Consider the following 21,678-nt stretch of genomic DNA (forward strand, 5'->3'; position numbering starts at 1 on the left):
GACGAGTCAGCCGGCCGGAGCCGGTGCCGGCGGCGGGGCCTCACCCGGCGCTCCGGCAGGCACCTGCTGACCGGCCGCAGGCGCGGCGCCCGGCGGCGGCGCGTCGGCCAGGATGAACGGCACGGTGGCCGAACGCAGATTGCCCAGCTGGACCACGAGGTTGTAGGTGCCGGGTCCGATCGGCTGACGGGGCAGCGGGCACTGCGGTGCGGAGCCCATGCCGGTCCAGGTGACCTCGGTGGTCACCTGCTCACCCGGGTTGAACGTCTTGACCAGCGTCTCGTTCGACGGCGCGCAGTCCAGGTTCGACCACAACCGCTTGCCGTCCAGCGAGTAGACGTAGGCGGCCAGCACGGCGGCGCCGACGTCACGCTTGCAGGCCACCAGACCGATGTTGGTGACGACCATCGTGAACTTCGGCTGATCACCGATCGCGTACTGCGGTTGGTTGGTGATGCCCTTGACCGCCAGGTTGGAGTCCGGGCAGTCGTCGCCCTCCTTGAGCACCGGCGGCGGCATGACGGCCTCGGTGGGCGTCGGCGCTACCGAGGCCGCGACCGGGCCCGACGGGCCGGCCGCAGGCGGCGGCGGCGCGACAACGGGAGTCTTGTTCTCCGGCTGCGGGTTCTGCGGTTGGGCCGCGGAAGTGGGCTTCGCGCCGCTCTTCGAATCCGAGCCACCGCTGAAGATGATGAAGGCCACCCCGACGACGATTGCGGTAACTACCGCGACGATGCCGATCGCGAGGGCACGGCGTCGCCAATAGATTTGCGAGGGTAGAGGTCCACGCGGTTCCAGATCCAGATCCAGCACGTTTCCACGGTAAGGCCAGGTCACCGCGAGTTGTCCGACCCCGCTCGGCGTGTCGCCTTGTTAGCTAGCTGGAAAAGTGGTTATTCGCCGATATCGCCGAGGTGTTCACGCAGCACGACTTTGCCGTCGGCGAGGTGATACGTGAGGCCCACGATGGCCAATGTGCCGGCGGCGACCCGCTCAGAAATCAGAGCCGACCGCGACATCAGCTGCGAACCGGTCTCGATGACGTGGCGGGCCTCGAACTCGTCGACGCGCTCGAGCCCCTCTCGGCGGCCGGCCAGGATCGACGGGGTGACCCGCTCGACGATGTCGCGGATATAGCCCCCGGGGATTTCTCCGTCATCGAGCGCGTTCAAGGTCGCCTGCACCGCACCGCAGCTGTCATGGCCGAGAACGGCGATCAGCGGGACGTTGAGCACGCCGACCGCGTACTCGATGGAACCGAGCACCGCGGAATCGATGACGTGGCCCGCGGTGCGCACCACGAACATGTCGCCGAGGCCCTGGTCGAAGATCAGCTCGGCGGCGACCCGGCTGTCACCGCAGCCGAAAAGGACCGCGGTCGGGGTCTGACCTGCCGCCAGTCGCGCGCGGTCCTCGATGCTCTGGCTGGGATGCTGTGGCTGGCCGGCGACGAATCGCTCGTTACCCTCTTTGAGTGCCTTCCAAGCTGTTATCGGGCTGGTGTTCGGCATGGCGACCATTCTGCCTTGTCTTTCGCCTCAGGTTTCTATGAGTCCCATTAGTGCTGAACTCGTCGACTGGTACGGGCGTGCGCGTCGCGACCTGCCGTGGCGCAAACCGGACGTGACGGCGTGGCAGATCCTGGTGAGCGAGTTCATGCTGCAGCAGACTCCGGTCGCGCGGGTCGCGCCGATCTGGCTGGACTGGATCGCCCGCTGGCCGACCCCGTCGGCGACGGCGGCGGCCAGTGCCGCGGACGTGCTGCGGGCCTGGGGCAAGCTCGGCTATCCCCGGCGGGCCAAGCGCCTGCACGAGTGCGCGATCGCGATCGCCACCGAGCATGACGACCGGGTGCCCGACGACGTCGAGGTGCTGCTGACGCTGCCCGGTGTCGGTTCCTACACCGCCCGGGCGATCGCGTGTTTCGCCTATCAGCAGAGCGTGCCGGTGGTCGACACCAACGTGCGACGCGTCGTGGCACGCGCGATCCACGGTTTGGCCGATGCCGGAAATCCCTCTGCGACAAGCGATATGGCTGATGTGGCGGCGCTGATGCCGAACGATGATACGGCGCCGGTGTTTTCGGCCGCATTGATGGAGCTCGGTGCGACCGTGTGCACGGCCCGTGCACCCAAGTGCGGGGTGTGCCCGTTGAGCGTGTGTGCCTGGCGCGCAGCCGGGCATCCGCCCGCCACCACCGCGCCGCGGCCCGCCCAACGCTATGCCGGCACCGATCGGCAGGTTCGCGGCAAGTTGTTGGATGTGTTGCGCACCAGCAGTTCTCCGGTACTGCGAGAGCAGCTGGACGTGGTGTGGCTGACCGACACCGCGCAGCGCGACCGCGCGCTGGACTCGCTTCTGGTGGACGGATTGGTGGAACAGACGGCCGACGGGCGGTTCGCGCTGTGCGGTGAGGGCGACTAAGCGGATCGCGCGAAGCGACGCCGGTAGTCCGACGGCGTGACGCCGACGATGCGGCGGAAGTGGTGACGCAGCAGCGTGGCATTGCCGAAGCCGGCCCGCTCGGCGATGCGGTCGACGTCCAGGTCGGTTTCCTCGAGCATCCGGCGGGCGTAGAGCACCCGCTGATCGGTCACCCACTGCATCGGTGTGGTGCCGGCCTCCTCGACGAAACGCCGCGCAAACGTGCGCGCCGACATGTTGGCCCGCTTGGCCATGCTCGCCACCGTATGCGGCTTGTCAAGGTTGGACAGGATCCAATCCAGTTGCGGGGCAAAGCCTTCCGAACATCGCGCCGGGATCGGCTGCTCGATGTACTGGCGCTGGCCACCGTCGCGCTGCGGGGGTACCACCATCCGGCGGGCGATGATGTTGGTGACCGCGCTGCCGAGTTCTCGGCGCACCAGATGCAGGCACGCGTCGATACCGGCGGCGGTGCCGGCACTGGTCACCAGATCGCCGTCGTCGACGAATAGCACGTTGCGGTCGACGATCGCGGTGGGATAGCGCTGCGCGAGGTCGTCGGCATGCATCCAATGCGTCGTACAGCGTCGCCCGTCGAGCAGGCCCGCCTCCCCCGCGACGAACGCGCCGGAGCACACGGTGAGGATCGTCGACCCCGACGCATGGGCTGCCCGCAGCGCTTCCAGCGCCTCGGGCGGGTAGGCCTCGACGGGGCCGGTAACGGCCGATACCGCCACCACGTCCGCACCCATCAGGGCGTCGAAGCCGTGATGGGGTACCAGCGATGCGCCGACGCTGGTGCGCAACGGCTTGCCCGCCTGCGGGCCGCACACCTTGAAATCGAAGTTCGGAACGCCGTCCGCGGTTCGGTCGATGCCGAAGACCTCGCAGACCACGCCGAACTCAAAGACAGCGACGCCCTCCAGGACCAACGCCGAGACGCTCTTCAGAGGCATGGCAGGATTTTATCTCATGTGGTCAGTGCTGCCACTGCTGGCGGGATCTTTCCCCGCGAAGCATTACTGCCATGACCGCATTGATCGCATTCTTGCTTCTGGCCCTGCTGGCGGTCGGCGTGAGCAGACTGCGTCTGCACGCCGGCCAATTCCGGCTGAGCGCACCGATGGTCGGTCCGCTCTTCGTCGACGGCGGCGACGCCGACGAGCGCCGGGTCAACCATGACCTCGACGCCGTCCGCACCCGGTTCGAGCAGCACCCGACGTGGCCGTCGTCAGGCGTCCTCGGAGAGCGTCGCTAGGAACGACTCGACGGCGTCCCGGTATTGCTCCGGGGCGTCGTCGTGGACGAGGTGGCCCGCGCCCGGCACGTGGACGTAGCGGGCCGACGCACCGGCCAGTTCGGCCATCCGGCGCATCTGCCCCGGCGGCGCCACCGAGTCCCCCGCCTCGATCAGCAACACCGGCGCGCTGACCGACTGCCACTGCTGCCAGTAGTCCCGAAGGCCCCACTGCCCCGCGATCTCAAGCCAGCGGGCGGGCCGGCCGTGCAATCGCCAGCCGGTCGCGGTCCGGTCGAACGCCTCCAGGAAATAGCGCCCCGCGACGGGCCCGAACTCGTCGAAAACTTGCTCGGCAGTGGAGTATTCGACCGGCAGGGCGTGCACCCACGGCTCCCAGGCGCCGGTGGTGCGGCCGACGAAGTCCGGTGCCATGTCCTCCACCACCAGTGCCCTCACCAGTTCCGGGCGCTGCGCGGCCAGACACCAGGAGTGCAGACCACCCATCGAATGCCCGATGAGCACCGCGGGCGCGCCGAGGCTCGCCACGGCATCGCCCAGGTCGGCCACGAAGCGTTCGGTACTGACCGGCTCCGAATCCTCGACGTCGCGACCGCGGTGCCACGGTGCGTCGTAGGTGAACACCGACCCGAATCGGGTCAGCCACGGCACCTGCCGCGACCAGGTGGTGCCGCGGCCCATCAGGCCGTGGACCAGGACGATGGGGCGTCCGTCGCCACCGCGATGGGTCAGCGCGTGGGTGCTCACCGGTTCATCTTGCGCGGTCGGCCACCGGCCCGGACGGGCGCGGTAGCCTTGCGCCATGTCCGTGGTGAAGATCAACGCAATCGAGATTCCGCCGGGTGCCGGCCCCGAGCTGGAGAAGCGGTTCGCCAACCGTGCCCACGCCGTAGACAACCAGCCCGGCTTCCTCGGCTTCCAATTGCTGCGGCCGGTCAAGGGCGAGGACCGCTACTTCGTGGTGACCACGTGGGAGTCCGAAGAGGCTTTCCAGGCCTGGGCGACCGGACCGGCGATCCACGCGCACGCCGGTGAGCGCGCCAATCCGGTGGCCAAGGGTGCCCATCTGCTCGAGTTCGAGGTTGTGTTGGACGTTGCCGGGACCGGCTCCAAGGCTTAGCGCACGCCGGGTGCGCCGGCGCGCGGTGGCCATCGCCACCGTGATCGCATCAGCCGCCACCCTGGCAACCAGTTGCACACCGGCGCCTGCGCCGCCGGCCAATGCCGGCGCGGGTGTTCGCATCGACCTCAACACCCCGCAGGGGGTGCGGGCCAAGCAGGTCATGGACATGCTGAACTCCGACTGGCCCATCGGGAACGAGAGCGTCAAGACGCTGGCCACCCCGGACTTGGTGGATCCCGTCGCCCACACCATGGACTCGCTGTGGTGGGACCGGCCCTACACGCTGGCCGGGGTCGAAGTCGGCGCCAATGTCGCCACGCTGCATCTGCTGACGTCGTACGGCGCCCGCCAGGACATCGACCTGCGCATCGGCGACGACACCTTCGTCAGCCGCTTCGTCGTCACCACCGAGAGGCCCAAGATCGATTCATGGCAGGACGTCGACACCGCACTGAGCCGCACCGGCGCCCGCTACTCATGGCAGGTCTCGAAGGTCAACGACGGCCGCTGCGAAAAGGTGGCGGGCACCAACACCTCCGAACCCCTGCCGCTGGCTTCGATATTCAAGACCTATGTGCTGTATGCGGTCGAAACTGCCATCACCGCAGGTACTTTGAAGTGGGATGACAAGCTCACCATCACCGCCGAGCTGAAGAAACTCGGCTCGTCGGGCTTCGACAAGCTGCCGCCCGGTTCGCAGATCACCGTCCGTGAGGCCGCGGGCAAGATGATCTCCACGAGCGACAACATGGCCACCGACATGCTGATCGGGCGCCTGGGCACGCCCGCCATCGAGGCGGCTCTGGTCGCCGCCGGACATCACGATCCCGCGAGCATGAAGCCGTTCCCCACCATGCGGGAGCTGTTCGCCATCGGCTGGGGCAATCCCGATGTGCGCGAGCAATGGAAGACAACAGCGCCCGCGAATCGGGGAAACCTGCTGCACGACGCGGACACTCGCCCCTACGACCCCGATCCGTATCGCTCGCACACCCCCGCCTCGACATACGGCGTGGAGTGGTATGGCAACGCCGAGGACATCTGCCGCGTGCACGCCGCCCTGCAGCGGGGCGCCATCGGTCCGGCCGCCCCGGTCAAGGATGTGATGTCCGAAGCCGCCGGCATCGACCTCGACCACGCCGAGTGGCCCTATATCGCCGCGAAGGCCGGAAACCTGCCCGGGGAAATGACATTCAGCTGGTACGCCGTGGACCGCACCGGTCAGGCATGGGTGGTCAGCTTCCAGTTCAACTGGCCGCGCTTCCACAGCGCCAACGCCGGTGGGTGGGCGATGACGATCATCAAACAGGTCTTCGGGCTACTGCCCCGCTACCGCTGATCGCAGTGTCCAGCCCGTTCCCCGGTGGTGCAGGCTGGTGCTGCTGGCCGGTGCAATGTCGATGCGCCAGAACGACTTCGGCGGCGCATCCAGCGCGGTGAGAATCGCGGCGCGGATCACCGCGGGGTGGGTGAACGCGACGGTGCGGCCCGGTGTGCGGGCCACGTCAGCCAGCCAGCCGCGCACACGGGCGATCAGCTCGACGATGGATTCGCCGTTGTGCGGGCAGCTTTCGGGTTCGGTGAGCCATTGGGTGAGCTCGACCGGCTGCACCCGGTCGAGGCCGAGACCACGCCAGACACCGCACCCCAGATCGGCCAGCCGCGGTTCGACAGCCGGGGTCAGGCCGAGCGCCTCGGCGGTCTGGATGGCCCGGATCTCAGGCCCACACAGCACCGCGTCGGCGACGCCCACGTCGAGGCCGTCGAGTTGCCGTCGGCCCAGTGCGTTGAGTTCTTCGTCGATCGGAAATCGCCCGGCCGCCATGGCATCGGTCATGGCGTGCGACACCAGGGTCAGCCCGACGACCTCACTCACGCAGCGATGAGCTCCTGCTGCTTGTGCTCCAGCAGCCGGTGCATCAGTGCGGCGAACACCGCACCGAGCGTCACCCACATCACGACCTGGGTGCCCAACGAATACAGCCGGAACTCGTAGAGCAGGTCCGCGGGGAAATGGTCAGGCGTCTCGTCGATCGTCGGCAGCACCAGCATGACCACTGCCACCGCGACGACATAGCCACCCGCGGCGATCAACGTCGCGTTCCAACCGTCCAGCCGCCCTGCGATCCTGCGCCGCACGACGACCGCCGCGACGAACAACGCCGCCGACAGCACCACCATCAGCAGATAGAGCAGGGTCCGCTGCCGGATCGTTTCCTCGAGGCTGACCGCAGGTGGGTTCGGCGGATACTTCAGCGCCGGAACTAGGTACAGGCACACCAGCATCGAACCGGCGATCCGGGCCGCCAGCGGACGCGCCGCGGCGTCGCTGAGGCGGCCGTAGACCACGGCGAACACCACAGCCATCAGCGCGCCCATGGCCACCGCGAAAGCCAAGACGCCGAAGCCCATACCGATGTTGCCCTGCACGCCACGGGTGAACAGCTCAACCCCGTGTTCGTGCGCCCCATGACTGTGCGACATCTCGTCTTCGAAGCCGATTGCACGATCGATCACCGGCTCCAAGAAGATTCGCGCGAAGACGAATGCGAGCAGGCCGGCAAGGGCGCCGACCAGAAGGCCGCGCCAGATTATTGACTTTTCCATGTGATGGAGTTGCTCAGTGGCAGGGGAAGCCGAGCAGATGGCGGGCGTCATGCACGAATTCGTGGACGTACATGTTGTCGCCGAACACCGAAGTGGCGCCCTGGTCGATACCGACGAAGTACAGCACCAGCAGCGCGAAGAAGGCGGTCAGCGAGAGCCAGGCGACAGCCTTGGCGGCCGACAGGTCGACGGCGCGGGCGCGGCTCTTGGTCTGCGGAGTGGTCATCGGTGTCCTTCCAGGGAACTACGCGTCCCAATAACGAACCTTGACGGGCCTCGGGTCTGACTGTCAACAGTGGCGCGACCGTTCTGGAATTTCACCAGATTCCTCGACTCGTCTCTTACACCGAGGATGCTATACCGGCATCTGCTCAGCCGGCGCCGTAACCCAGTTGCTGCGCGGTGTACTTGGCGGCGTCGGTGACCGGTACGGCCTGCACCGCGGTGCCGTAGGCGCAGATCTCGGTCCACACATCGCCGAGTTCGGTGGTGTCGAAACGCATTGCGACGATCGCGTTTCCGCCGCGATTGCGGGCCTCGCCCATCAGCCGGTTCATCGCCTCGTTGCGGCTTTCGGCGAGGTTCTTCGTCATGCCCTGCAGCTCCCCGCCGAACATGCTCTTGAAGCCCGCACCCATCTGGGCGAAGGCGTTGCGCGATCGCACGGTGAGGCCGAACACCTCACCGCAAACCCGCTGGATTTCCCAGCCCGGGATGTCGTTCGTGGTGACAACAAGCACGGCCAAGCCTTCCTCTGCATGCGAAACGGGCGACTACCCCGGTAGAGGGTAGCCGCCCGTTTCGTGCAGCGTCGTTATTCGCTGGCGGTGCCTGCGTTGGCCAGGTCCGCCTCGGCCGGCTCGGGGCGCTTGGGCCCACCGGTGAAGGTGAACTTCGCGTCCTCGCCGGCGCCTTCGCCGTCCCAGTTGTCCACGTCGACGGTGACCAGCTGGCCGGGGCCGACCTCCTCGAAGAGGATCTTCTCCGAGAGGGCATCCTCGATCTCGCGCTGGATGGTCCGCCGCAGCGGCCGGGCACCCAGCACCGGGTCGAAGCCCCGCTTGGCCAGCAAGGCCTTGGCCTTGTCGGTCAGCTCCATCTCCATGTCCTTGGTCTTCAACTGCTTGGACACCCGGCCCACCATCAGGTCGACCATGCGGATGATCTCGTCCTTGGTCAGCTGGTGGAAGACGATGATGTCGTCGATGCGGTTGAGGAACTCCGGACGGAAGTGCTTCTTGAGCTCGTCGTTGACCTTCTGCTTCATCCGCTCGTAGTTGTTCTCACCGCCACCCTGGGTGAAGCCGAGGCCGACCGCCTTGGAGATATCCGAGGTGCCCAGGTTCGAGGTGAAGATCAGCACGGTGTTCTTGAAGTCGACCGTGCGGCCCTGACCGTCGGTGAGACGACCGTCCTCGAGGACCTGCAACAGGGTGTTGTAGATCTCCTGGTGGGCCTTTTCGATCTCGTCGAACAGCACGACCGAGAACGGCTTGCGGCGCACCTTCTCCGTGAGCTGGCCGCCCTCCTCGTACCCGACGTATCCCGGAGGGGCACCGAACAACCGCGACGCGGTGAAGCGGTCGTGGAACTCGCCCATGTCGATCTGGATCAGCGCGTCGTCGTCGCCGAACAGGAACTCCGCCAGCGCCTTGGACAGCTCGGTCTTACCGACACCGGACGGGCCGGCGAAGATGAACGAGCCGGACGGCCGCTTGGGATCCTTCAGGCCGGCGCGGGTACGGCGGATGGCCTTCGAAACAGCACGGACGGCATCCTCTTGCCCGATGATCCGCTTGTGCAGCTCGTCCTCCATGCGCAGCAGCCGCGTGGTCTCCTCCTCGGTCAGCTTGAACACGGGGATACCGGTCCAGTTGCCGAGCACCTCGGCGATCTGCTCGTCGTCGACCTCGGCCACGACATCGAGATCGCCTGAGCGCCACTGCTTTTCACGCTCGGCACGCTGGGCGACCAGCTGCTTCTCGCGATCCCGCAGCGAGGCGGCCTTCTCGAAGTCCTGCGCGTCGATCGCGCTCTCCTTCTCCCGGCGCGCGTCGGCGATCTTCTCGTCGAACTCACGCAGGTCTGGCGGAGCGGTCATCCGGCGGATGCGCATCCGGGCGCCGGCCTCGTCGATCAGGTCGATCGCCTTGTCCGGCAGGAAGCGGTCGTTGATGTAGCGGTCGGCCAGGGTGGCCGCCGCGACCATCGCCGCATCGGTGATCGAGACCCGGTGGTGGGCCTCGTACCGGTCGCGCAGACCCTTGAGGATCTCGATGGTGTGCGCCACCGTCGGCTCACCCACCTGGACCGGCTGGAACCGGCGCTCCAGGGCGGCGTCCTTCTCGATGTACTTGCGGTACTCGTCGAGCGTGGTCGCACCGATCGTCTGCAGCTCACCACGAGCCAGCTTGGGCTTGAGGATCGACGCGGCGTCGATGGCGCCCTCGGCGGCACCCGCACCGACAAGCGTGTGCAGCTCGTCGATGAACAGGATGATGTCGCCGCGGGTGTTGATCTCCTTGAGCACCTTCTTGAGGCGTTCCTCGAAATCACCGCGGTAACGGCTGCCGGCCACCAGCGACCCGAGGTCGAGGGTGTAGAGCTGCTTGTCCTTCAGCGTCTCGGGAACCTCGCCGTGCACGATCGCCTGGGCCAGGCCCTCCACGACAGCGGTCTTACCGACGCCGGGCTCGCCGATCAGCACGGGGTTGTTCTTGGTGCGCCGGCTCAGCACCTGCATCACCCGCTCGATTTCCTTCTCGCGGCCGATGACCGGGTCGAGCTTGCCCTCCATGGCGGCCGCGGTGAGGTTGCGGCCGAACTGATCGAGGACCAGCGACGTCGACGGGTTGCCGGACTCGCCGCCGCGGCCACCGGTGCCGGCTTCCGCGGTCTCCTTGCCCTGGTAGCCGCTCAGCAGCTGGATGACCTGCTGGCGCACTCGGGTCAGTTCGGCACCCAGCTTGACGAGCACCTGGGCGGCCACACCTTCGCCCTCACGGATCAGGCCGAGCAGAATGTGCTCGGTGCCGATGTAGTTGTGGCCGAGCTGCAGCGCCTCGCGCAGGCTCAGCTCGAGCACCTTCTTGGCGCGTGGGGTGAAGGGGATGTGCCCGGACGGGGCCTGCTGGCCCTGACCGATGATCTCCTCGACCTGGCTGCGAACACCTTCCAGCGAGATGCCCAGCGACTCCAGTGACTTGGCGGCTACGCCTTCACCCTCATGAATAAGTCCCAACAGGATGTGCTCGGTGCCGATGTAGTTGTGGTTGAGCATCCGGGCCTCTTCTTGAGCCAGGACGACGACCCTGCGGGCACGGTCGGTGAATCTCTCGAACATCCTCGGTTACCTGCTCTCCATCACGATTAGGTACAGCGGTAGTCACCACGTACCTGTCGTCCACTCTAATGGGCGGTCGCAGAAGGCGTCCTCCCTTGCCACCCTTAACCGCGTTCCCTAGCGGTGCAGACCTAGCAGACCAACGCGGCAGAGCTGCGAATCGTTTCCGGTAACCACCGGTCAGCGCTTCGCCGCCAGCGAACGAGTGGACCGTCCGTGGCGGCGAGGGGCAAGCAGGTTAGCTGGAGGCTAGGTCGCCGCGTGGAACGCGTCGATGATGTCAGCGGGGATGCGGCCCCGGGTCGACACCTTGTGGCCGTTGCGGCGTGCCCACTCCCGGATCGCGGCGCTCTGCTCGCGGTCGATGCTGGCGCGCCCACGGCCGGCCGGACCCGAGCGACCGCGGCGACGGCCACCGACGCGGCGGCTGGCCTCGACCCACTGCTTGAGATCGTTGCGAAGTTTCTGAGCATTTTTTGAAGAAAGATCGATCTCATAGCTCACACCGTCGAGCGCGAATTCGACCGTTTCATCGGCTGCGCCCGCACCGTCGAAATCGTCGACGAGGGTCACGGTCACTTTCTTGGCCATTGCCTCACTGAATCCTTCTGCCTGCGCTCAACAACCCATTGTCGAGCGTCTACCCCATGGGCACCAATGTGCCACAGCAGACGAAATCGTTCAACGTAGATTGGATCGGCGCACTTCAGCCGTGTCGGCGAACAATCGGGAACAAAACTGTTTCGCGAATTGACAACCCGGTGAGTGCCATCAACAGACGATCGATCCCCATTCCGGTTCCGGTCGTCGGTGGCATCGCATACTCCATTGCCGCCAGGAAATCCTCGTCGAGTGCCATCGCCTCGTCGTCACCCGCAGCCGCCGCCCTGGCTTGGGCCTCGAAGCGTTCGCGCTGCACGATCGGATCGACGAGCTCGGAGTAACCAGTGGCCAACTCGAAACCGCGCACGTACAGATCCCACTTTTCGGTCACGCCAGGGATGCTGCGGTGCTGCCGGGTCAACGGTGTGGTCTCGACCGGGAAATCCTTCACGAATGCCGGGGCCCACAATGTGCTCCCGACGGTGTGCTCCCACAGTTCCTCGATGAGCTTGCCGTGCCCGTAACCGCGATCGTGCGGGATCTCCAGCCCGAGCCGGCCGGCAATACCGAGTAGATATTCCAGCGACGTGTCCGGGGTGATCTCTTCCCCGAGAGCTTCAGACAACGACGGGTACATTTGTAACGACGGCCATTCACCGTCGAAGTCATAGATTGTCCCGTCCGGCAATGATACTTGCCGTGCGCCGATCGCCTCGTCCGCAACTTCCTGAATAACTTCGCGGGTGACGATCGCCGAATCGTCATACGTTCCCCAAGCCTGATAAGTCTCGAGCATCGAGAATTCCGGCGAATGCGTCGAATCGATGCCTTCGTTTCGGAAGTTTCGATTGAGCTCGAAAACCTTCTCCAGACCCCCGACCACACACCGCTTGAGGAACAACTCGGGGGCGATTCGCAAGAACAGGTCGACGTCGAGTGCGTTGGAATGGGTGACGAACGGCCGTGCCGCCGCGCCACCGGCCAGTGTCTGCAGCATCGGAGTCTCGACCTCGAGGAACCCGCGGCGCTCCAGCGCATTGCGCACCGCACGGACCACCGCGATGCGTTGCCGGGCGATGGTGCGGGCCTCCGGACGCACGATCAGGTCGACGTAGCGCTGCCGCACGCGCGACTCTTCGCTCATCTCCTTGTGCGCGACGGGCAGTGGGCGCAACGCCTTGCTGGCCATCTGCCAGGAGTCGGCCATCACCGACAGTTCGCCACGACGGGAACTGATCACTTCACCGTGCACGAACACGATGTCGCCGAGATCGACCTCGGACTTCCAAGCCTCCAAGGCGGCCTCGCCCACCCCGGCCAGGCTGATCATCGCCTGCAACTGGGTGCCGTCGCCCTCCTGCAGCGTGGCGAAGCAGAGCTTGCCCGAGTTGCGCGCGAACACCACCCGGCCGGTGACGCCGACGATGTCGCCGGTGGTCGCGTCGGCTTCCAGGTCCGGATAGGCGGCGCGAATCTCGGCCAGCGAATGGGTGCGCGGCACCGAAACCGGATAGGGCTCTTTTCCGTCGGCCAAAAGCGCCTCACGCTTGCCCTGGCGAATCCGGAACTGCTCGGGGACGTCGGCGCCCGTGTGGTCGGTATCCGGAGTATCAGCAGAGCTCACGACGTGCCAGCTTAAATGAGGTCATGAGGTCCCTCCTAAACGCGGCGGCGGTGGCAGCCCTGGCCGGGCAACGAGTGGACTGGCGATTCAAGGGCCTGCCGGCCGCATGGTCGGGGCGCACCGTGGCGCAGATCTGTGCCGAATCCCCGGACCTGTTCGCCGCGGGCCCGCTTGGGCCGGTGTGCGTCCTTTATGACGAGGCGCTCCGGCACAACCTGGCCACGATGGCCGGCTGGTGTGCACGACACGGGGTCGAGCTGGCGCCGCACGGCAAGACGCACATGTCCCCGCAACTGCTGGCCCGGCAGTTCGAGGCGGGCGCATGTGCGGTGACCGCCGCGACCATCAGCCAGGTGCGCGCGTACCGGGCATTCGGGGTACGCGAGGTGGTACTGGCCAACGAGCTGGTGGATGTGGCGGGCCTCGCCTGGTTGGGCGCCGAGCTCGACAGCGATCCCGAGTTTCGGCTGATCTGCTGGGTGGATTCGGTGCGCGGGGTGGCGATGATGACCGAGGCGTTGCACGCGGTCGGTGCGCGGCGGCCGGTCGACGTCTGCGTCGAGCTCGGCGCGGTGGGAACCCGCACCGGTTGCCGCGACGACGCCTGCGTCGATGCCGTCGCCGACGCGGTGACGGCCAGCCCTCAACTTCGCCTGGTCGGGGTGGCCGGTTACGAGGCCGCACTGGGCCACGACGTGTCGGCCCCCGGCGTGAAGCGGGTGCGGGACTATCTGATGTGGGTGCGCGCGGTGGCGGCGCGGCTGGCACCCCGGTGCGTGGACATGGTCGTAACCGCCGGTGGCAGTATGCATTTCGACCTGGTGGCCGAGACGCTCACAGGTCCGTGGCGCACGATCCTGCGCAGCGGGGCGTACCTGACCAACGACGACGGGCTGTATCTGCGGACCTCACCGCTGACCAGGCCTGGGGCCGAGCCCGGCGGATTCGTGCCTGCGATCGGCGTGTGGGCACAGGTCTGCTCGCGGCCCGAGCCGGGCCTGGCACTGCTGACCATGGGCCGCCGCGACGTGTCGTTCGATCAGGATCTGCCTGTACCGCAACGGGTTCGGCGTGGCGCGGACTGGACCGACCTCGCCGGCTGCGAGGTGGTCAAGCTCAACGACCAGCATGCCTTTCTGCGGTTGTCGCCGGCGGCCGAGGATGTCGTCGAGGTCGGCAGCTGGATCGCGTTCGGGGTATCCCACCCGTGCACGGTGTTCGACAAGTGGCAGCTGATCCCGGTGCTCGACGGGCACGGCCGGGTGGTCGATCTGGTGCGGACGTTCTTCTAGCGGGCGGATTTGATCCGGCCGCGTTGGTTGTCGCGGTTGCGTTCGTAGACCATCCGCAGACCGTCGAGGGTCAGGTGCTGGTCGTAGTGCTGCACGGTGTGCAGGTCCGGCAGCATCACCGGCGCGGTGTGTCCGGTTGCGACGACGGCCACATCGGAGCCCGCGAATCCGTCGACGTCCTCCCGGATCCGGTTCACCAAACCGTCGACCAGACCGGCGAATCCGAACATGGCACCGGCCTGCATGCATTCCACGGTGTTCTTACCGACCACCGAGCGCGGCCTCGTCAGCTCGACGCGGCGCAGGGCCGCCGATCGTGCGGCCGCCGCATCCGAGGACACCTGGACACCGGGAGCGATTGCGCCACCGAGGAATTCGCCCTTCGCCGAGACGACGTCCACAACAATCGAAGACCCGAAGTCCACCACGATGGCGGCGGACTTGAACTTGGCGTAGGCGGCCAGGCAGTTCACGATCCGGTCCGCGCCGACCTCCTTCGGATTGTCGACGAGCAGCGGGATCCCGGTGCGCACGCCCGGCTCGATCAACACGCGCGGCACGCCTGCCCAGTACTGCTCGAGCATCAGCCGGACCTCGTACATGACCGAGGGGACGGTGGACAGCCCGGTGGCGCCGGTGAGGCGTTCGGAGTCGTCGCCGATCAGTCCCTCGATGGTCAGCGCCAGCTCGTCGGCGGTCACTTCCGGCTCGGTGCGGATCCGCCAGTGCTGCACCACTTTCGCATGATCTCCGGATCCGGAGATCAGCCCGACGACGGTATGCGTGTTGCGGACGTCGATGGCCAGCAGCACGGTCAGCTCACAGTCCGCGGTGACAGCAGGTCGGTGACGTCGTCCGGCACGAAGGCCGGGTCGTCGCCGAGGTCGACCTGCCGGTTGTCGGCGTCCACGAACACGATGCGCGGCCGGTACTCGCGGGCCTCGGCGTCAGCCATCACACCGTAGGCGATGATGATCACAAGGTCGCCCGGATGAACCAGATGAGCTGCGGCGCCGTTGATTCCGATCACGCCAGTGCCGCGCTGGCCGGTGATGGCATAGGTCGCCAACCGTGCACCGTTGTCGATGTCGACGATCGTCACCTGCTCACCCTCGAGCAGGTCGGCGGCATCCATCAGGTCGGCGTCGATGGTCACCGAACCGACGTAGTGCAGGTCGGCGTGGGTGACCGTCGCGCGGTGGATCTTGGACTTCAGCATCGTCCGGAACATCAGTTTCTCCAGGTGATTTCGGGGTGATCGCCGTTTCCGCCAACGCCGGGCGGGGCGGTGTCGGTGGACAGGTCGACAGCGATGTTGTCGAGCAGTCGGGTGGTACCGAGTCGAGCGGCGATCAACAGACGCGCCGGGCCGAAGGGCGGGGCCGGCTCCAGCCACGGCCCCCGCAGTTCCAGGTAGTCGACCTCGATGGCGGGCACTTCGTCGAGCACCGCACGGGCGGCGTCCAGCGCCGCGTCGACGCCGCCGGCTGCCGCCCACATGCCGGCCAGCAGCGCCGAGGACAGCGCGCACGCCTGTTCGCGCTCTTCGGAATTGAGGTAGCGATTACGCGAGGACATCGCCAGGCCGTCGGATTCCCGCACGATCGGTACACCGACGACGCGGACGTCCACGTTGAGGTCGTCGACCATTTGGCGGATCAGTACGAGCTGCTGGTAATCCTTCTCGCCGAAGAACGCGCGGTCCGGTCGGACGATCTGCAGCAGCTTCAGCACGACGGTCAGCATTCCGGCGAAATGTCCCGGCCGAGAAGCGCCTTCGAGCTCGGCACCGAGGGGTCCGGGATGCACCGTGGTGCGCGGGCCGTCGGGATACATGGCCGACGCGCTCGGCGCGAACACCACCTCGACGTCTTCGCCGCGTAACAGTTCGAGGTCGGATTCCAGCGTGCGCGGGTAAGCGTCGAGGTCCTCGCCGGGGCCGAATTGCAAGGGGTTGACGAAGATCGACACCACGACGACAGAGCCGGGCACTTTCTTGGCGGCTCGCACCAGCGCCAAGTGCCCGTCGTGCAATGCACCCATGGTCGGCACCAACATGACTCGCCGGCCGGTGTGCCGCAGCGCCCGCGTGACGTCGGAGATCGCCTGCGGCACCTGATACACGTTGAGTTGCCCGGGAGTGAATTTGGGAGCGCTCATTGCCGTCGTCCTTGTCCTGACCAGTCGGCCAACACCTCAACAACCTCCTCGGGGGCATGCGCACGCTGGGCGGTGCGCAGCGAGTTCGCGCAATACGACTGGGCGAGTTCGGGATTCACCGCATCCAGCGCGGCCAGGTGACCGGCGACAGCGGCCGCGTCCCCGCGGGCGACCGGTCCGGTCAGCGCCGCCTGCCCGCGCTGCAACGTGTTCTCCAGCGCGGCGCGGGCCAATGGGCCGACGATCCGCTCCGCGAGACCGCCGGGTGCGTCGACGACGAGTTCCTGTCCGAGCAGCTCCTGTCCGGACAGCGCCGCGCGCAACGCATCCAGCGCGTCGGCGACCACCGTGACGATGTGATTGCTGGCGTGGGCCAGTGCCGCGTGATACAGCGTGCGGGCATCTTCGCGCACCCCGAACGGTTCGCCACCGATCTCCAGCACCAGCGATTGGGCGATGGCATAACCGATCTCGTCGGCGGCGGTGACACCGAAGCAGCTGTCGGCCAGCCGGGCGATGTCCTCGTCGGCGCCGGTGAACGTCATCGCCGGATGGATTGCCAGCGGCACGCAGCCCTGTTCGGTCAGCGGCGCCAAAATCGCCACCCCGTTGGCACCCGAGGTGTGCACGACGATGGTGCCGCGGCGCACCGCGCCCGTCGCCGCGAGTCCCTTCACCAGTCCGGGCAGTTCGGAATCCGGCACCGTCAGCAGCAGCAACTCGGCGCGGTCGGCGACGTCGGGCACGGGCAAGATCTCGGTGTCTGGCAGCCGCCGCTCGGCCAGTCGGCGCGACGCCGTCGAGATCGCGCTGCACGCCACCACCACATGCTCGGCGCGCTCCAAAGCGACACCGAGGGCGGTGCCGACGCGGCCGGCCGACACGATGCCGACCTTGAGCCGGGCGGGGCGCAAGCCGCTGGGGGTGCCCACGTAGCCGACCTCGCTGACGTCAATGAGTTGTTCGTTCCAGTCCTATGTCAGGTACCGGACGGTCGAGACAACTCTAACGCGGGCGGGGAAAGGCCTAATCCTCGCGTCGACGACGCCGGCCACCACCGCCGGTATTGCCGTTGGCCTGCAGCCGGGCCAGCAGGTCGGCGACCGACTGGCCGCCGGTCTGCTCGGCGTCGCGGGCCCGTCGCGGCGGCTCCTCCTCGGCACCGCGGTGCCGGGCCGGAGGCGGGGTGGTCATGGCGGGCTGGCCGGAGCTGTCGACCGAATGGCGGGCGCGTGGGGCAGGGGGTTCGGGCGCTGGCTGCATGACCGGTTCCGGTCGCGGTTGCGGTTCGGGTTCCGGCTGCGGCCCGGCGACCGGAGTTGCTTCCTCGGGCGGGGTCCAATGCCTGCCGCGCGGCTCCTCGACGGGCGGCCTCGACGCCGCAGCCGACGGGACGACGAAGCCGTTGTCGGCGTTGGCGACCCAGTTGCTGCCCGGCGAACCCGGCGGCAGCCACCGGCCGTCGGCTTCCACCGGGCGCCATTCCGCTCCCTCCGGTGTCGGGCGCGGCGGCTCGGGAGCAGGCGGCTCGGGAGCCAATGCGGCGGCCGCGGCGGCGACGTCGGGGTCGGGTTGCGGCGGCGGGGGTGGGGGCGGCGCAAAGGGCCGTTCCGGCTCCGCGACACGCTCGCCGTTCTCCGAAGGCCGTCGGTGCGACCCGCCGAACTCGGGTTCGGGCTCGGCACGCCGGCGCCTCGGGGGCGGAGGCGGAGCCTGCTGGGGCGGCGGCGGCGGGATCAGGGGTTCCTCGGGGACATCGATGATCGGGTTCTCGGCGGTCCGGGTGGCGGAGTCCTCCGGCCGCACCGGGGTGATCCGGCTGCTTTCGACCCGGCCGGGCACCGGCGGCATGGTCGTCGTGTCCCGGGTCCAGTCGGCGGCGCGGTCGCCCTCGAGTGCGGGCCGGTCACCCAGGTCGGCGTCGAACAGGATCTCCAGGTTGGCCCGCAGCGCCGCCAGCTCCGCGCGCAGCGCGGCGACCTCGTCGGCGGCTTGGGCGCGCAGCTCGGAGGCCAGCTCGCGGCGCAGGTGGGATTCGACGCTCAGCTCGTATTCGCGGCGCGCCGAGATCTCACGGTCCAGCTGCAGGTCGTAGACCAGCTTGAGGTCCCGGGCCCGGGCGGCGTCGATATCGCTCTGCCTGCGGTACATGACGGAGACGAACGCGCCGATCACCGCCGCCCACAACGACAGGATGACCGCCAGCTTGAGCAGCTCGACGCGGGTGGTGAAAACCAACGCGGAACTGGCCGCAATGGCTAGGACCAGCAACACCGTCAAGAGCAGCCAACCCGGCCTGCGGCCGCCGCGCCGATTCTTGGCGCCGCGGGACAGAACGGTCATGGGCTGACTGTACCCGCGCGATGTCCGTCAGCGTGTCGTCGAGCTGCGGCGATTCGCCGCCTTCCCACTAGTCGGGGGCGGCGTCGGGGTCCTCGGTCGGGTCGCCCGGCGACCGGCAGCAATTCTGCAGCCACAGGGCCGCAACCACCAGGGCCAGCGCGCTGAACGCGGCCACCACGGCGCCGGGGGTGTCGGCCCCGGCCACCCGCAGCTCGGTCCGGCGTGGAAGCAGGTAGGCCAGCACCCCGACCCACCACCCCAGCATCACCGCGCCGACCCACGTCGACGCCTTCGCCACCACCACACTGCGCGCCACGGTCAGCGGATGCAGCCGCCCTCCGCCGACGCCGATCTGGTTGTCGCGGATCTTGGCCCGGACCGACACCGCCCAGGCACCCTCGATCGCGGCGACCGCCAGCAGCGACAGCCCGGTGAACAGGGTGATCGGCGGGAAGTAGCGGTAGAGGACGTGCATCACCAGGTAGGCGAGGATCGCGACTGCGACGGTGGCGACTATGAGATCGCGTTTCCGTGTCGGGCCCATCACGTGCCCAACCGCAGGACATGAGGAGTCAGGCGCACCCCGTCGCGGTCGACCGCATCGAGCTCGGCCAGCAGGCGGTCGACCCGCTGACGCTGGCCGGCGACGGTGAGTTCGGCGTCGGGGTCGACCGCCAACCACGGCACCATCACGAACGCGCGCAGGTGAGCCAACGGATGCGGCAAGGTCAGTCCCTCGTCGCGGGAGAACACCTCGGTCTCGCCGTCATAGCAGCTGACGAGGTCGACATCGAGGGTGCGCGGTCCCCACTTCTGCTCGCGGATGCGATCGTTGGCGTTCTCCAAAGCCTGTGCGCGGCGCAGCCATTCGTGGCCGTCGGCGTCGGGGTCGTCGGCGACCACGACGGCGTTGAGGAACGGGCCCTGCTCCACGCCACCCCAGGCGTCGGTTTCGTACACCGGTGACAGCGCGCGCACCGTATCGCCGAGCCCGTCGACGGCGGACTGCAGCCGCGCCATCCGGTCGCCGAGGTTGGAGCCGATGGAGAGCACCACGCGCGTCACAGCTCACCTCCGAGCGGAACGATCTGACCTCGTCCACCGCGGCGCGAGCGACGCGCGACGACCGCAACATCGGTGAACGTCAACGGGATTGGCGCATTCGGCTTGTGCACCACCACCTCGACCGCATGCACCCGGTGGTCGTTCATCACGTCCTCGGCGATCTCGCCGGCAACCGTCTCGATCAGGTTGCGCGCCGGGCCGCCGACGATCGCGGCCGCCCGCTGGGCCAGCGTGCCGTAGTCGTAGGTGTCGGCGAGGTCGTCACTGGCGGCAGCCTCGGCAAGGTCGATCCACACCGTGATGTCGATGATGAAATCCTGGCCGTCGCGACGCTCGTGGTCGAACACGCCGTGGTTGCCGCGGACCGTCAGGCCGCGCAGCTCGATCCGGTCAGCCATCTGCACCTGCTTGTTCCCATGCCCCAACAACTTTGAGTGCGTCCACGCTGGCCCGCACATCGTGCACCCGCACTCCCCAGGCACCGTTGAGGGCGGCCAGCGCGGAGATCACCGCCGTCGCGGTCTCGCGTCCGTCCGGCGGCCGGATGGTGCCGTCGGTATCGGCGAGCAGGCGACCGAGGAAGCGTTTGCGTGACGCACCGACGAGCACCGGAATCCCGGTGGCCACGAATTCGGGCAGCGCGTGCAGCAGAGCCCAATTGTGTTGGGCGGTCTTGGCGAATCCGAGTCCCGGGTCGATGATCAGGTTCTCGTGGTCGACCCCGGCTGCGACGGCGGCGTCGACACCGGCGAGGAGTTCGTCACGCACCTCGGCGACCACATCACCGTAGGCGGGCACCTCGTGGGGATGCTCGGCACGCACCGAGCGCCAGTGCATCAACACCCATGGCACCTTGGCCTCGGCCACCATCGGGGCCATCACCGGATCGGCCTGGCCACCGGAGACGTCGTTGACGATGCTGGCGCCGTTGTCTAGCGCGGCGGCCGCGACAGCGGCGTGCATCGTGTCGATGCTCACCGTAATACCTTGGGCGGCAAGCTCTTTGATGACGGGAACCACGCGGGCGGATTCCACCGCAGCGTCGATGCGCACCGCGCCGGGTCGGGTCGATTCACCGCCGACGTCGATGATCGACGCTCCCTGCGCGGCCAGGGCCAGGCCGTGAGCGACGGCACGTGCCGGGTCGAGATAGCGTCCGCCGTCGGAGAAGGAATCGTCGGTGACGTTGACGACTCCCATCACCAACGTGCTCGGGCCGGGTGATTGCGTCATTTACGCAGGATGAGATCCAGCGCCTCGGATCGCGATGCATTGTCGGTCTTGAACTGTCCGCGGACCGCCGACGTCGTGGTGATCGCGCCCGGCTTACGAACCCCGCGCATCGCCATGCAGAGGTGTTCGGCCTCGATGACGACGATGACGCCGCGCGGCTTGAGCTTGCGCATGACCGCATCAGCGATCTGCCCCGTCAGCCGCTCCTGCACCTGGGGACGCTTGGCGTACAGATCGACCACCCGGGCCAGCTTCGACAATCCGGTCACCCGGCCGTCCTCGCCGGGGATGTAGCCGACGTGGGCGACACCGTGGAAGGACACCAGATGGTGCTCGCAGGTCGAGTACATCGGGATCTGCTTGACCAGCACCAGCTCGTCGTGCTGCTCGTCGAACGTCGTCGACAGCACGTCGTCGGGGTCGGTGTAGAGGCCGGCGAACATCTCTTTGAATGCCCGCGCGACGCGTGCCGGGGTGTCCTGCAGACCCTGCCGGTCGGGATCTTCGCCGACCGCCAGCAGCAATTCCCGAACGGCGGCTTCAGCTCGCGGCTGATCGAACACAAGCGTCTCCAACGTGCTCGAAGTGGGCTGCGGCATCGAA

General features: G+C 67.6%; 26 protein-coding genes. 5 read left to right on the forward strand and 21 right to left on the reverse strand.

The features are described 5' to 3' along the window. Positions 1-6 precede the first annotated feature (6 nt). Positions 7-804: a hypothetical protein gene (locus K0O64_RS26175; protein ID WP_198044456.1), complete on the reverse strand. Its 798-nt coding sequence runs from the start codon at positions 802-804 to the stop codon at positions 7-9. An 89-nt stretch (positions 805-893) separates the two neighbouring features. Beyond that, positions 894-1,511 (reverse strand): carbonic anhydrase, encoded by a 618-nt coding sequence (locus tag K0O64_RS26180; RefSeq protein WP_096312379.1) that lies wholly within the window; start codon positions 1,509-1,511, stop codon positions 894-896. Between K0O64_RS26180 and K0O64_RS26185 the strand changes: the two genes are divergently transcribed. After that, positions 1,510-2,424, forward strand: a complete 915-nt coding sequence (locus tag K0O64_RS26185; RefSeq protein ID WP_071948933.1) for an iron-sulfur binding domain-containing protein — start codon at positions 1,510-1,512, stop codon at positions 2,422-2,424. The two genes, K0O64_RS26180 and K0O64_RS26185, sit on opposite strands and share 2 nt — an antisense overlap. Here the strand turns inward: K0O64_RS26185 and K0O64_RS26190 are convergent. Then, a complete protein-coding gene (locus K0O64_RS26190) occupies positions 2,421-3,380 on the reverse strand; it encodes a GlxA family transcriptional regulator (RefSeq protein ID WP_071948932.1) in 960 nt (319 codons plus the stop codon). The two genes, K0O64_RS26185 and K0O64_RS26190, sit on opposite strands and share 4 nt — an antisense overlap. 71 nt (positions 3,381-3,451) lie before the next feature. Between K0O64_RS26190 and K0O64_RS26195 the strand changes: the two genes are divergently transcribed. Beyond that, a complete protein-coding gene (locus K0O64_RS26195; RefSeq protein WP_071948931.1) occupies positions 3,452-3,682 on the forward strand; it encodes a hypothetical protein in 231 nt (76 codons plus the stop codon). Here the strand turns inward: K0O64_RS26195 and K0O64_RS26200 are convergent. Then, the gene (locus K0O64_RS26200; RefSeq protein WP_083542819.1) at positions 3,656-4,486 is read right to left on the reverse strand and encodes an alpha/beta fold hydrolase; all 831 of its coding nucleotides are present in this window, start codon (positions 4,484-4,486) and stop codon (positions 3,656-3,658) included. The genes K0O64_RS26195 and K0O64_RS26200 overlap by 27 nt on opposite strands. On the opposite strand from K0O64_RS26200, the gene mhuD reads away from it, so the two are divergent. Both mhuD and K0O64_RS26210 read left to right on the forward strand, forming a co-directional pair. Continuing rightward, positions 4,485-4,802: a mycobilin-forming heme oxygenase MhuD gene (mhuD, locus tag K0O64_RS26205; protein ID WP_047332484.1), complete on the forward strand. Its 318-nt coding sequence runs from the start codon at positions 4,485-4,487 to the stop codon at positions 4,800-4,802. The genes K0O64_RS26200 and mhuD overlap by 2 nt on opposite strands. After that, the gene (locus K0O64_RS26210; RefSeq protein ID WP_071948930.1) at positions 4,765-6,144 is read left to right on the forward strand and encodes a serine hydrolase; all 1,380 of its coding nucleotides are present in this window, start codon (positions 4,765-4,767) and stop codon (positions 6,142-6,144) included. The genes mhuD and K0O64_RS26210 overlap by 38 nt, the downstream gene beginning before the upstream one ends. On the opposite strand, the gene K0O64_RS26215 is transcribed toward K0O64_RS26210, so the two are convergent. From K0O64_RS26215 to lysS, 7 genes are all read right to left on the reverse strand, one after another. Beyond that, positions 6,124-6,681 (reverse strand): histidine phosphatase family protein, encoded by a 558-nt coding sequence (locus K0O64_RS26215; protein ID WP_071948929.1) that lies wholly within the window; start codon positions 6,679-6,681, stop codon positions 6,124-6,126. The genes K0O64_RS26210 and K0O64_RS26215 overlap by 21 nt on opposite strands. Next, positions 6,678-7,412: a CbtA family protein gene (locus tag K0O64_RS26220; protein ID WP_071948928.1), complete on the reverse strand. Its 735-nt coding sequence runs from the start codon at positions 7,410-7,412 to the stop codon at positions 6,678-6,680. The genes K0O64_RS26215 and K0O64_RS26220 overlap by 4 nt, the downstream gene beginning before the upstream one ends. A 13-nt stretch (positions 7,413-7,425) precedes the next feature. After that, complete coding sequence (locus tag K0O64_RS26225) at positions 7,426-7,638, reverse strand: CbtB domain-containing protein (protein WP_047332488.1); 213 nt, start codon at positions 7,636-7,638, stop codon at positions 7,426-7,428. 145 nt (positions 7,639-7,783) lie between these two features. Then, a complete protein-coding gene (locus K0O64_RS26230; protein WP_071948927.1) occupies positions 7,784-8,152 on the reverse strand; it encodes a YbjQ family protein in 369 nt (122 codons plus the stop codon). Between the two features lie 74 nt (positions 8,153-8,226). After that, complete coding sequence (gene clpC1 / locus K0O64_RS26235; RefSeq protein ID WP_071948926.1) at positions 8,227-10,755, reverse strand: ATP-dependent protease ATP-binding subunit ClpC; 2,529 nt, start codon at positions 10,753-10,755, stop codon at positions 8,227-8,229. Between the two features lie 249 nt (positions 10,756-11,004). Then, positions 11,005-11,346: a histone-like nucleoid-structuring protein Lsr2 gene (gene lsr2, locus K0O64_RS26240; protein WP_036341782.1), complete on the reverse strand. Its 342-nt coding sequence runs from the start codon at positions 11,344-11,346 to the stop codon at positions 11,005-11,007. A 115-nt stretch (positions 11,347-11,461) separates the two neighbouring features. Beyond that, positions 11,462-12,982: a lysine--tRNA ligase gene (lysS, locus tag K0O64_RS26245; RefSeq protein WP_071948925.1), complete on the reverse strand. Its 1,521-nt coding sequence runs from the start codon at positions 12,980-12,982 to the stop codon at positions 11,462-11,464. 23 nt (positions 12,983-13,005) lie between these two features. On the opposite strand from lysS, the gene K0O64_RS26250 reads away from it, so the two are divergent. Next, on the forward strand, positions 13,006-14,274 hold the full coding sequence (locus tag K0O64_RS26250) for an alanine racemase (protein WP_071948924.1): 1,269 nt from the start codon (positions 13,006-13,008) through the stop codon (positions 14,272-14,274). On the opposite strand, the gene K0O64_RS26255 is transcribed toward K0O64_RS26250, so the two are convergent. The 10 genes from K0O64_RS26255 to folE form a co-directional block, all read right to left on the reverse strand. Next, complete coding sequence (locus K0O64_RS26255; protein WP_071948923.1) at positions 14,271-15,086, reverse strand: type III pantothenate kinase; 816 nt, start codon at positions 15,084-15,086, stop codon at positions 14,271-14,273. The genes K0O64_RS26250 and K0O64_RS26255 overlap by 4 nt on opposite strands. Positions 15,087-15,088: 2 nt before the next feature. Further along, positions 15,089-15,505 (reverse strand): aspartate 1-decarboxylase, encoded by a 417-nt coding sequence (gene panD, locus K0O64_RS26260; RefSeq protein ID WP_071948922.1) that lies wholly within the window; start codon positions 15,503-15,505, stop codon positions 15,089-15,091. Continuing rightward, complete coding sequence (gene panC / locus K0O64_RS26265) at positions 15,505-16,434, reverse strand: pantoate--beta-alanine ligase (protein WP_096312380.1); 930 nt, start codon at positions 16,432-16,434, stop codon at positions 15,505-15,507. The genes panD and panC overlap by 1 nt, the downstream gene beginning before the upstream one ends. After that, a complete protein-coding gene (locus tag K0O64_RS26270) occupies positions 16,431-17,366 on the reverse strand; it encodes a Rossmann-like and DUF2520 domain-containing protein (RefSeq protein WP_071948920.1) in 936 nt (311 codons plus the stop codon). Before K0O64_RS26270 ends, panC begins: the two co-directional genes overlap by 4 nt. A gap of 94 nt (positions 17,367-17,460) precedes the next feature. After that, positions 17,461-18,777: a DUF6779 domain-containing protein gene (locus tag K0O64_RS26275; protein ID WP_071948919.1), complete on the reverse strand. Its 1,317-nt coding sequence runs from the start codon at positions 18,775-18,777 to the stop codon at positions 17,461-17,463. 67 nt (positions 18,778-18,844) lie between these two features. Next, positions 18,845-19,321: a DUF3180 domain-containing protein gene (locus K0O64_RS26280; protein ID WP_071948918.1), complete on the reverse strand. Its 477-nt coding sequence runs from the start codon at positions 19,319-19,321 to the stop codon at positions 18,845-18,847. Continuing rightward, entirely contained in the window at positions 19,321-19,842 is a 522-nt protein-coding gene (gene folK, locus K0O64_RS26285; RefSeq protein WP_071948917.1) for a 2-amino-4-hydroxy-6-hydroxymethyldihydropteridine diphosphokinase, read from the reverse strand. Before folK ends, K0O64_RS26280 begins: the two co-directional genes overlap by 1 nt. Continuing rightward, positions 19,839-20,240, reverse strand: a complete 402-nt coding sequence (folB, locus tag K0O64_RS26290) for a dihydroneopterin aldolase (RefSeq protein WP_071948916.1) — start codon at positions 20,238-20,240, stop codon at positions 19,839-19,841. The genes folK and folB overlap by 4 nt, the downstream gene beginning before the upstream one ends. Then, positions 20,233-21,075, reverse strand: coding sequence for a dihydropteroate synthase (gene folP / locus K0O64_RS26295; RefSeq protein ID WP_071948915.1), 843 nt, complete (start codon positions 21,073-21,075; stop codon positions 20,233-20,235). The genes folB and folP overlap by 8 nt, the downstream gene beginning before the upstream one ends. Beyond that, positions 21,072-21,674: a GTP cyclohydrolase I FolE gene (gene folE, locus K0O64_RS26300; protein WP_156909879.1), complete on the reverse strand. Its 603-nt coding sequence runs from the start codon at positions 21,672-21,674 to the stop codon at positions 21,072-21,074. Before folE ends, folP begins: the two co-directional genes overlap by 4 nt. Positions 21,675-21,678: the final 4 nt, after the last annotated feature.

The sequence above is a fragment of the Mycolicibacterium pallens genome, assembly GCF_019456675.1.
Classification (GTDB): domain Bacteria; phylum Actinomycetota; class Actinomycetes; order Mycobacteriales; family Mycobacteriaceae; genus Mycobacterium; species Mycobacterium crocinum.